Origin of the sequence: Chamaesiphon sp. OTE_75_metabat_556, from assembly GCF_031378165.1 — a bacterium.
In the GTDB taxonomy this organism is placed as follows: Bacteria; Cyanobacteriota; Cyanobacteriia; order Cyanobacteriales; family Chamaesiphonaceae; genus Chamaesiphon.
This window is the reverse complement of the sequence record NZ_JANNDR010000291.1, coordinates 1-10846: the sequence shown is the minus strand read 5'-3', so window position 1 is coordinate 10846 and position 10846 is coordinate 1. Positions and strand designations below refer to the sequence as shown.

Here is a 10846-nt window from a genome sequence, read left to right as displayed (position 1 = left end):
GATCGCTCGGTCTACATCCTGAAAGCCCATGCCTAATCTGTGCCTAATAAAACTCTTCTAATTTTACAACTTTTGCACAATCTATAAAATCAGGAAAGTGGCTAAAGATTACTGGTGCTGGGTTTTAGCGATCTTTGAATCTGGCAATAGATTTGGATAGAGCTGGAATTGATGGACTCATAATCCGCGAGCGGAAGCTCTAGACAGGTTCGATTCCTGTACCTTGGATTAAAATTGAATATCGGCTAGACATAACACTTCATTAATTAGTGTAGGTGTCAATTCCACAATGTTGTCAATGACCCGATCGGCACCTGCTTGCATCAAGCTCTGGCTGTAGGATGGCACTTGTGATGGTTTGGCTAAAATGTGAGGTGGTAATACACCAATTGCGATCGACCGTCGATCTGGTTGTTGGGTTCTTGCATTTACAACTGTGTGCATATCTGCGACGGTGTCACCAACATAGAAGATTGTTGGTACTAAGTCGCTCTGTCTGTGTTGCAGTTCTAACTGAGTTACTACCATAAATAGCCCCTGGGGATCTGGTTTACCTGGAGCATCTTCCATTGCGATCAAAACTGGCTCTTTTAGACCCAATCTGCGCTCCAAAATATAACCAGCAGATCCTTTAGTTGCACCGCTAAAGAAGCCCCAGCTAATCTGGGCAGCAGTGAGGGAGTTAAAGTATTCTAGATTTGCCAAGAGTGGTTCATTGCAGATATACCCATTCCAATTGACTGGATCTGTCCCGCGATATTTGCTCTGAAAATAGCTAACAATCCGTTCGTAATCTAGGTTCAATTCAGCGCGATTTTGGCCTTGACTCTCAAAATAGCGATAAATAAATTCCTGAGAGCCTTCCCAATCATTATTCCAGCTGCCTTCACCTTTGAGATTGTCAATATCGATTGCCGTTGGCCGATATACACCATTGGTAAACTGCTCGACTGTATCTGCTAATGCGCGACGATAGGATTGTCCCACGTCCCGAATGACTCCATCGATATCAAAGACGACGATCACACTCATTTTCGGCCGAACCTGTATAGTAATTAAAAATTTACCATATTCGCACGAGCTGTCGTTTGCCGAACTTTGAATGCTGCAAATCGCCCGCATCAGCATCCTCGCACTCCAGCGGATGCTGATGCGGGCGATAGACGATCGCTTAAAGATTGGTAGGTCTCGATCGACATTAGAGATGGTACAATAATGGATTGTGTGCCAACCTAGTAAGCAAATATGACCGAAACCATTACCGAAACGTTACCAGTAACAACATCCAAATTTATTTTAAAGGTGTTGTGGTTGGATGAGAACGTTGCCTTAGCAGTAGATCAAGTAGTTGGCAAAGGATTGAGTCCCCTCACTGCTTATTTCTTCTGGCCGCGCAATGATGCGTGGGAACAGCTCAAAGCTGAGTTAGAAGCCAAGCACTGGATCGCCGAAGTCGATCGCGTGGGTATCCTCAACCAAGCTACTGAAGTAATCAACTATTGGCAAGAAGAAGGCAAAGGTCGTCCCTTGCCTGAAGCTCAAGCTAAATTCCCCGAAATTATTTTCACTGGTAGTAACTAGCTCCATCAGTTGGGTATTGGGCGGTGTCCTGAGTTTGTCACAGGAGATCGAGTATTTTAGCGCATTTACCCCATTACCCGACTAGCTGGCTCTTGAGATCGAGACAACTAGCATTTTGACATTTTCTAAAATCTAGCAACCTTTCCAAAATTAAGATCGTTGGCCTTGTATCAATTACTCGTGGCGATCTTTGTGAGTAAGTTTGGATGGTTGTATGAGCATAAAAAAATTGAGCTTGAGGACGGTAATCCCAGCACTCCTAATTTTAATAGCGATCTTGCCATTAAGTAGCTGTGGCAATAACCTCTCTTCTCAATCTAGCTCTAGTTCCGACCCTGTCAAGACCGCAACTTCAAAGAATTTAGATCGATTTTTATTTCGGAAAAATGGCAAGCTGGGGTTCGTCGATCGAACTGGTAAAATCGTGATTCCGGCAAAATTCGATCGCATCGACGAAGGTTTTAGTAAAGGATTAGCATCTGTAAGCATTAATAATAAATGGGGGTATATCGACCCAATGGGGAAAATCGTTATTCCCCTAAAATTTGAGCAAGCTATTAATTTTCACGAAGGCTTAGGAGCCGTACAAATTGGTGGGAAGTGGGGATTTGTGGATCCCATTGGTAAAATCGTTATTCCCGCTCAGCTTGAGACTTATGGTAGATTCGATCATGGGTTGGCGTATATCTATACTGGTAATCAAGAGCGATCGTTTACGATCGATAAGACTGGTAAAGTAGTCGCTACACCATCTCCCGATCCAGCGAAGGAAGCCACGACAGGTGGAAGCGATCAATTGATCCCATTCGATGAAAATAATAAAGTTGGCTATAAAGATCGGGCTGGTAAGATTGTCGTACCCGCACAATTTGATACTCTTGGCTTCGATCAAGGTGGTTTCAATGATGGCTTTGCGCCCGTTTGCCTGAATAGAAAATGTGGCTACATCGACAAGACTGGCAAAATAGTCGTACCGCTCCAGTTCGATCTCGTTGCTAACAGATTCAATGATGGATTGGCTTGGGTCAACATTGGTAAAAAACTTGGCTATATCAACAAAACTGGTAAATTAGTTATCCCCGCTCGATATGGCAAAGCAGACATCGGGAAAGGAGTCTGCAATGATTCAAGACCATGCCTGAATGGGACTAAATTTAGTGATGCTTATCCTGATTTTGATCGAGGTTTAGCTATTGTTGCGATCCCTGAATGTAAACAGGCCGGCAAGAAAAATTGCAATCGATCCGGTTATATCGATACCACTGGCAAGTTAGTATTTGAGTTTTAGGTAAGCGGTAGTTGGAGATCTTTAGATAAGTAGATTTAGAGCAGCAGATGAAGTTAAGTTTCTGTCGATTGGCGATCGTGAATTTCCTAGCAGTCTGTTTATTAAATATTATTGGAACGCAAGTAACCAATTTATTCAGCGAAATCGATGCTAATTCTACATCTCCACGTCGATCTGAAGCGATCGGTACCGATCGCTTCTTATTTATGCGGAATGATAAATTTGGTTATATCGATCGGACTGGCAAGATCGTGATTCTGGCTCGGTATACATCGGCTGAGGATTTTAGTGAGGGTTTGGCATTAGTAAGTCCAATTGACAAAAAATCTAATGGTTCTGGGTATATCGATCGGATGGGCAAAAAAGTAGTTAAAACAGAAACTAGTTCGGCACTAACTGACGTAGAGCCGCGTAGCCTGCCCAAATTTAGTAATGGACTATCGCCACGACTAGTCAGAGATCTACTCGGCTATGAGGATAAAGCTGGAGAACTAGTCATTCCTGCTCGCTATGCTATTCCAGATCGAGGTATGGGCGAATACGTCTCAGAATTATCAATTGTCTTCCGTGGCAATAACGATCGTTATGCTGCGACTTCAATTAATTTTCATGGCGGGTTAGCGGCGGTAATCTTGCCAGAGAGATGTGGAATTTTGTGGACTCGGAATTGTTATGGCTATATCGATACTACTGGCAAATTAGTATTTAAGTTTTAGGGAAGCGGCAGATGAAGTTAAAGTTCGATCGATTGATTATTTTGAGTTTTTTGGCAATATTATCATTATCTAGCTGTAGCAGACCTGCTGCCGTAATGCAGCAAGCATCTACACCTAATCTGCCGACCACAAGTCTATCACCCTCACCGAATTCAGAGCGATTTTTATTTTGGCGGAAAGGTAAGCTTGGGTATATAGATCGAACTGGGAAAATAGTTATTCCGGCAAAATTTGATCGAGCTTATGATTTTAGTGAAGGTTTGGCAGGTGTCGGTATCGGTGAGCGATATGGGTATATCGACACTACTGGTAAATTTGCGATTTCACCTCATGTGGGCTTTCCCTCTGAATTCAAGAATGGATTTGCTAACGTCATCATTGGAAATAAAACACATAAAATCGATCGAACGGGTAAATTAGTAACTACCTCACTTCCTGCTCCAGCAAGCGAAACCAATCAGGGTGAAAGCGATAAATCAATCGCTTTCGCGCAAAACAATAAATATGGCTACAAAGATCGTAATAATAAGATTGTCGTACCTGCCCAATTCGATCGGGTTGCCCCTCGTTTTGTTGAAGGTATGGCTTGGGTTCAGATAAACGATCTGGTTGGCTACATCAACGATCTCGGACAAACTATCGTTTCCCCACAATTTGATAATTTTAGTGATTTTGATCGCGGATGGGCGCGTGTCTGCAAGGCCAGTAAGTGTGGGTATATCGATAAAATCGGGAAAATAGTCATTCCATTGAAGTTTGATGAGGCTGCTGCTAAATTTAGTAATGGATTAGCATGGGTAAGCATCGGTAAGAACCTGGGCTACATCGATCGAACTGGTAAATTAGTTGTCCCCGCTCGATATGATACTCCTAATCATCAGGAGAGAAAGCGGAAAGTTGAGGAAGGGCACATTTCAAAATGCAATGCGGATCGTTGTTTTGATGTTTCTCCTAATTTCGATCGCGGTTTAGCGATGGTTGTCATCCCTAGTAACTGTAAATCTACCAGTCAAGCTTGCGATCGCCTTGGTTATATCGATACCACTGGCAAATTAGTATTTGAATTTTAGGTAAGTGCAATTTTACTGTCGATCTGTCGTTCTAGATCCTCTAAAGTTGTCGAGTTATCTAAATTAACATCTGCCAAGGCAATTTTTGCTGACAGCGGCATTTGGCTAGCAATGCGTTGTCTTGCGGCTGACTCATCTAGGCGATCTCGCAGCATCACTCGATCGATCTGAGTAGCAAGATCGCAACTAACGACCCAAATCTCCGTAACTAGAGTAGTCAGCTTTGCTTCAAATAGTAGCGGAATTGCGAGTACGGCAGTAGCATCTGACGGGATGCGACTAATCTCTCGATCGAAACAACCCCGCACATAGGGATGGATTTGAGCTTCTAGCCACTGACGTTCTTCGAGCTTGTTGAAGATAATCTCGCCTAACTGGGGTCGATCGAGTGTCCCATCTGGTTGTAAAATATCATCACCGTAACGTTGACTAATTGCAGCCAAAATCGGCGAACCAACGGCCACAGCCTCTCTAGCATAGATATCTGCATCCCAAATCGGGAGGTGATATCGGGTCTGTAAATAGTTAGTTACGGTACTTTTACCCGTACCAATGCCGCCAGTAATGCCAATTAGACGCATGTTTGATTAATTGATAGTTGCTAGTTGATGGCAAATTGTAATTTATTTTAGATCGAGCAATGGTGTGTTCAAGATTTTAGATAAAGATTGCCACCTCGATGATTTAGCTGCATTTACAAATACGGTTACTAGAATATATACAACTTGGAGGTAATTTTGACGATCGCAAATTTAGTGGATAATGCCGATCGCGATGTTTGGGAAATGATTCGATCTTTCAACAGCCAACGCGATCCACAGCTCGTATCTCAAAAATACAGGAAGATGCGGAAGAATGCGTTTGCATTTTTTCGAGGAACATGCCATCTATTTTATCAAGATTTACCGATCGAGTCGAGTTTTAGTTTCGCTCCGCCCGTATGGATTTGTGGCGATTTACATTTAGAAAATTTTGGAACTTACAAGAGCGATGACCGCCAAATCTATTTTGGGATCGATGATTTTGATGAAGGGAACCTCGCGTCTTGTACTTGGGATATAGCTCGATTGTTGACTAGTATCTTATTAGCAGTCGATAGTTTAGAATTCGATCGATCTGATGGCGATCAATTGATGAGAGTTTGTCTAAATAGTTATGTAAATATGTTGAGTGCTGGTAAAACTGGGGCAATTTGTGAAGATAATGCACGGGGAATAGTTGCTGATTTGCTCGAAACTTTGAGCCATCGTAAGCGACGAGATTTGTTAGAAGAACGTACCATTCTCAGTAAAGATCGGCGTCAACTCAAATTTGACGATCTCAAAATTCTGGAAATCAGCAAGCAGCAGAAAAACAGAGTTGCTCAAGCGATCGAGAATTGGGCGCGAGATCGCGAAGATCGGAATTTTTTTGAAGTATTAGATGTGGGGTTTCGGGTAGCTGGGACGGGCGGATTAGGACTCGATCGCTATCTGATTTTGGTTGAGGGTAAAGGTTCGCCAGAACGCAACTATTTACTAGATCTCAAACAACAACTACCTTCGGCCTTAGCTCCACATCTGATCCAGCCGCAGCCGCAATGGACAAATCAGGCAACTAGGGTGATGCAGGTGCAAAAATTAGTGCAACCCGCACCACCTGCTTTACTGGCAGCAATTGATTTTAATGGGGGTAGCTATTTATTAAGAGAACTGCAACCAACCCAGGATAAGATCGAGCTGAAAATCGATCAAATTAGTCTAAATCAACTAGAAAAATTAATCGAGACGATCAGTCAGATCGCGGCATTCGCACATTTACATAGCAGTGGTAAGATGGGTGCGGTAATCGATCGAGATCTGATCCAGTTTGGGCAGAATTTAGATTGGCATCAAGAACTACTAAATTATGCCACTAATTATGCGCGACAAGTGCGGGTAGATTATCAAGATTTTTGTAAGGCGACAAGCGATTTTCAGGGTTTTCCATACCTCAATCCAATATTTTAATTATCGATCGATTCGATCGTTTTTATTTACAGTTAAGCATGAAATATTTGAGATTATTAATCGGGATGAGCGCGATCGCTTTATCCGCTTGTACGCGTACTAATCCCACAGCGTCGGTACCTGCGGCTTCACCTTCACCAGTTATTACTTCAACACCTGCAAATTCTTTGCCGCCAGTTAGTCCGCTTCCAGGAATTTCACCAGCACCAGCAAGTAGTCCCGCTCCAGCAACACCTTCAACATCTGCGGCAATTCCAACGGTTGTTCCATTACCACCGACTGGCATTAAGCCATTGGTACCAGCGCAAACGGGTGATTATCAAGTCATTGATGAGTTAAAGCAGCCCCAATTTATGGCTCAAAGTCGGAATATTTTGAAGGCGGCAAGTTTACCTAATAGTAAAGTTAAGTTCAATGCTGCAGATTTATTAGTGGTTTTAAAAAGTACGCGTAAATATTTTAGAAATAGCTTAGATAGCGACCCAGATCTTCAGCGCGAGGGGATTTTGGGTACGCAAGGAGTGAAAGTTGTCGATATTGTCAAAACACTGGATTTTATGGTGTTGACTTTGCAACAGGATCTCAAAGCTAAACGATCGATCCGTCTCCACGATCCGAAGTTTTTAAATGCCAATTTTAAAACAATTCAATGGACGGCGTTCAATCCGACAGTAACAGATGAGAAACGGGTACGGATGACTAAATATGCCGTATTTACCCATCGGGGTTCGCGGACACCGACCAAAGAGTTTAATGCTGGACTGTACGCACTCAAACCAGATATGGACATCGATGCGATTCGGCTCAAATATACCAAGCAAGATGTCTTGAAAAATATCTACGAACCCAAAGGTCAAGAATTTGGCGCGGTAGAACCATTAGCTTATCTCGATCGCGAAGGCTTGGAATCTGCCTTGATGGAAGGGACGATTTTAATCAAATTCACCGATGGCAAATCGGCATTCTTTAATGTCGATCGCAATAATAATATTCCTTACATTAAAGGTTTAGAGCCAACCGAGCAAAAGCGGTATTGGTACTTTAAACCTGTCAATAATATCAAAGGCTTCGGTCAAACGATCGAGACTAAAATTTCGCTCAAACCAGGGGTGACTTTTGCTGGTGATGTATTGAATATTGGCTTGGGTCGGATCGTTGTTACAGAGAACTCGATCGATGGTAAACCACAGTTACGGATGGGGATTATTGCCGATACTGGTGGGGCATTTTTGCCCAATTTACATCAGTTGGATTTTTTGGCAGGGGTATTTGATACCAAGGCAGATTTTGCTAGTCATACACGCAAATTACCGGAATATACCAAGGCATATATTCTCGTTAAGCGGTGAGTTGGGAGTTGGGAGGAGCGTTTTGTGTTTAGTATATCGATCGAGCAACGATGAGCCGATCGAGTATCATAATCGATGTAACTGGGAACCACCGCAGAGAGCAGGAGCTATGGATCGTCAATCGATCGATCTGGATTGGGAACGGCAGCGGGCTTGGGTCGAAATCGATCGTGCGGCATTGCGGCATAATGTCCGCCAAATCCAAGCTTTATTGGCACCCGCGACCAAAATTATGGCCGTCGTCAAAGCCGATGCGTACGGACATGGTGCGATCGAGGTCGCACGCACGCTTGTCGCAGCCGGTGTCGAATGGTTGGCAGTAGCGACAGTGCCTGAAGGTATCGAACTGAGATCGGCAGGGATCGTCGCACCAATTTTGGTGTTCGGGGCGATCGATACTGAGATCCAAATCCGCGCGATCGTCCAATGGGATCTGCAACCGACGATTTACACGATCGCCCAAGCCACAATTATTTCCAAAACGATCGCCCAATTAGTCCCCAGCACACCCTTGAAAGTCCATCTCAAGCTAGATACGGGGATGTCGAGATTGGGGGCAAATTGGCAAGAGGCGGTCGCTGTTTACCGAGAGGTAGATTCTCTACCGTTGATGGCGATCGACAGCTTATACTCCCATCTCGCCACTGCTGACGACCTCGATCCGACGGTAATGGAACTGCAAATCGATCGATTCGAGCGAGCGAGCGCAGCAATTAAGGCAGCGGGATATACCTTACCCATATTGCATTTGGCTAATTCCGCAGGGATTCTGGTCGGCAAGCGGTTGCATTACCAGTTAGTACGTCCGGGGCTGATTTTATATGGATTGTATCCCGCACCGCAGTTTGAGTCGGCGATCGATCTGCGGCCAGTACTGAGTGTCAAAGCCAGAATTACCCAAGTCAGAGACATTACGGCGGGCACGGGTGTCAGCTATGGTTATCGGTTTATTGCCGATCGAGATTGCCAGATCGCCGTCGCCGAAATTGGCTATGCTGACGGAGTGCCACGCCGCTTGACCGATCGAATGCAGGCGATCGTCAGGGGTCAGCTCGTCCCCCAAATTGGTACGATTACGATGGATCGAATGATGCTCGATGTCACCCAGATTCCCGATCTTCAGGTGGGCGAAGTCGTGACGATTTTAGGTGCCGATGGCACCAGCCAGATCGGTGCCGACGACTGGGCAAAAGAGCTAGGGACGATTTCCTGGGAAATCTTATGTGGCTTCAAACCACGATTGCCACGGATTAGCACAAATTAACACTAGGTGGTATCAGTTTAGAATACCAACTCCCTGTCTTGTCTCGCTGTCTTGACCCAAACGCACGCTGAGGGAGCCTCAGCGCGATTTGGGTCGCTGCTTGGTGCGCTAATCCGCCTTTGTTCTCCGACGAACGCGCAGCCGCAAACCGTCGGGGAACAAAGGCGTGCGCGAGCCGCAACTCCCCGCTCCCAAAACTTATATTTTCAAGTCACAATATTGCGAGAGTGAAGTGTTAAGCTTATGAATGAACCCCACACTATATCTACTTTCTATCCCGACCTGTAGTGTCAACAATTGCAAAAACATGCGATCGTCAGTGAAGAAAATAGTGTATGTGTATTTAGGTAAAAGACATTCCATAATGTTAGTAAATATCAAAGGCAAGGAGGCGATCGCGAGTGGACGAGTCCTATCACACTTATCTCAATCGCGTGGCAAAGATGACGCTACCCGCCACCTACGAATCTCAGGTCAAAAATCTGCAAGAGTCACCTAAATTTAAGCTTGCAGCGGATGGTAAGCGTCAACCAGTAGCTTTTCCAGGTTATTCAGCGATCACGCCACCAGGAGCCGAAGATCCTGGCAACAATGAAGTCTTCAAGGCTTTGGCGGCATGTCAGCAAAAGCTCGTCGAGAAATTGGAACCGGATTTATTGGTGTTAGTAGATCCAGCTAGTTTTCACTTTACCCTCGCCGACTTGATTTGGGATAGTGCTTATCGGACGGCAATTGCTGCCAACCCAGATTTTGAGAGCAAATTAGTCGAGCGCATTGCGGATAGTTTCCAGATCTATCAAAACTCGGTCGTCGATCCCGCACCCATTCGGTGGCAAATTATGGGGTTGACAGTCAGACCCCGAGCGATCGAAGTGAGCTTGGTGCCCAAGGATGAGTATAGTTACGATCGGATTATTGCGTTCCGACGAGCGATTTATCAAAATTCCAATTTGATTTCGCTCGGAATCGAGCAGCAATATTACTTTACCGCTCACACGACATTAGCCTATTTTGCCAACGTTCATCAGGAGATCGATCGCGCACGACTGAGTGATACTTTGCAAGCATACAATATGCACTGGTTGGACAATCCGCAGGAGATCGTGTTGGCACACGGTCAATTGCGGAAGTTTGCCGATATGTACACTTACGCCAGAGAGCCACACTTTCCGATCGTCAATTTGTAGGTAGTTATTGACTCGAAATAACTAAAAAACGATAGCTATTTCGGCTATCGTTTTTTGATGGGAGCTTTTAAACCGCTGCTTGTTGGCAATAAATGGCTACAGATGCCAGACTAGTGCGGTTTCGATAGAATATATAGGTGCCCAACCACAGCTAATTAATAATGTCTCTATCGTCGTATCAGATCCGCTGGTTCAATCACTTAGCAGACATTCCCCAAGTAGATTGGGATGCGCTAGCTGTAACCTTAAAGACACCATTCTTGGAATGGGAATGGTTGCATAATTTGGAGACTTCTGGCAGTGTCACTGCCGAAACGGGGTGGTTGCCAAATCATTTGACAGTCTGGAAAGGGCAATCTTTAGTTGGGGCTGCGCCGTTATATGTTAAGGGACACAGTTATGG

Annotated in this window: 12 protein-coding genes; 9 read left to right on the top strand and 3 right to left on the bottom strand. The window is 44.6% G+C overall.

Annotation, left to right across the window (positions count from 1 at the left end; translation table 11 throughout):
• Nucleotides 1–228 precede the first annotated feature (228 nt).
• Nucleotides 229–1032, bottom strand: coding sequence for a TIGR01548 family HAD-type hydrolase (locus RMO27_RS11695; RefSeq protein WP_309732578.1), 804 nt, complete (start codon nucleotides 1030–1032; stop codon nucleotides 229–231).
• A 213-nt stretch (nucleotides 1033–1245) separates the two neighbouring features.
• Between RMO27_RS11695 and RMO27_RS11690 the strand changes: the two genes are divergently transcribed.
• The 4 genes from RMO27_RS11690 to RMO27_RS11675 all read left to right on the top strand — a co-directional run bounded on the left by RMO27_RS11690 (nucleotide 1246) and on the right by RMO27_RS11675 (nucleotide 4655).
• Nucleotides 1246–1581, top strand: a complete 336-nt coding sequence (locus RMO27_RS11690) for a 30S ribosomal protein PSRP-3 (RefSeq protein ID WP_309732577.1) — start codon at nucleotides 1246–1248, stop codon at nucleotides 1579–1581.
• A 214-nt stretch (nucleotides 1582–1795) separates the two neighbouring features.
• On the top strand, nucleotides 1796–2869 hold the full coding sequence (locus tag RMO27_RS11685) for a WG repeat-containing protein (protein ID WP_309732575.1): 1074 nt from the start codon (nucleotides 1796–1798) through the stop codon (nucleotides 2867–2869).
• A gap of 47 nt (nucleotides 2870–2916) precedes the next feature.
• Nucleotides 2917–3585, top strand: a complete 669-nt coding sequence (locus tag RMO27_RS11680; RefSeq protein WP_309732573.1) for a WG repeat-containing protein — start codon at nucleotides 2917–2919, stop codon at nucleotides 3583–3585.
• 11 nt (nucleotides 3586–3596) lie between these two features.
• A complete protein-coding gene (locus tag RMO27_RS11675; protein WP_309732571.1) occupies nucleotides 3597–4655 on the top strand; it encodes a WG repeat-containing protein in 1059 nt (352 codons plus the stop codon).
• On the opposite strand, the gene coaE is transcribed toward RMO27_RS11675, so the two are convergent.
• The gene (gene coaE, locus RMO27_RS11670; RefSeq protein WP_309732569.1) at nucleotides 4652–5236 is read right to left on the bottom strand and encodes a dephospho-CoA kinase; all 585 of its coding nucleotides are present in this window, start codon (nucleotides 5234–5236) and stop codon (nucleotides 4652–4654) included. The genes RMO27_RS11675 and coaE overlap by 4 nt on opposite strands.
• 156 nt (nucleotides 5237–5392) lie before the next feature.
• Here coaE and RMO27_RS11665 point away from each other — a divergent pair, with 156 nt between their 5' ends.
• Entirely contained in the window at nucleotides 5393–6643 is a 1251-nt protein-coding gene (locus tag RMO27_RS11665; protein ID WP_309732568.1) for a DUF2252 family protein, read from the top strand.
• Between the two features lie 22 nt (nucleotides 6644–6665).
• On the opposite strand, the gene RMO27_RS11660 is transcribed toward RMO27_RS11665, so the two are convergent.
• Complete coding sequence (locus RMO27_RS11660; protein ID WP_309732566.1) at nucleotides 6666–6929, bottom strand: hypothetical protein; 264 nt, start codon at nucleotides 6927–6929, stop codon at nucleotides 6666–6668.
• Between the two features lie 7 nt (nucleotides 6930–6936).
• On the opposite strand from RMO27_RS11660, the gene RMO27_RS11655 reads away from it, so the two are divergent.
• The 4 genes from RMO27_RS11655 to RMO27_RS11640 all read left to right on the top strand — a co-directional run.
• On the top strand, nucleotides 6937–7992 hold the full coding sequence (locus RMO27_RS11655) for a hypothetical protein (protein ID WP_309732564.1): 1056 nt from the start codon (nucleotides 6937–6939) through the stop codon (nucleotides 7990–7992).
• A 109-nt stretch (nucleotides 7993–8101) separates the two neighbouring features.
• Complete coding sequence (gene alr / locus RMO27_RS11650) at nucleotides 8102–9256, top strand: alanine racemase (protein WP_309732561.1); 1155 nt, start codon at nucleotides 8102–8104, stop codon at nucleotides 9254–9256.
• 401 nt (nucleotides 9257–9657) lie between these two features.
• On the top strand, nucleotides 9658–10443 hold the full coding sequence (locus RMO27_RS11645; protein WP_309732559.1) for a DUF1868 domain-containing protein: 786 nt from the start codon (nucleotides 9658–9660) through the stop codon (nucleotides 10441–10443).
• Between the two features lie 161 nt (nucleotides 10444–10604).
• Nucleotides 10605–10846 (top strand): peptidogalycan biosysnthesis protein (locus RMO27_RS11640; RefSeq protein WP_309732557.1); only part of this gene is annotated, 242 nt, incomplete at its 3' end.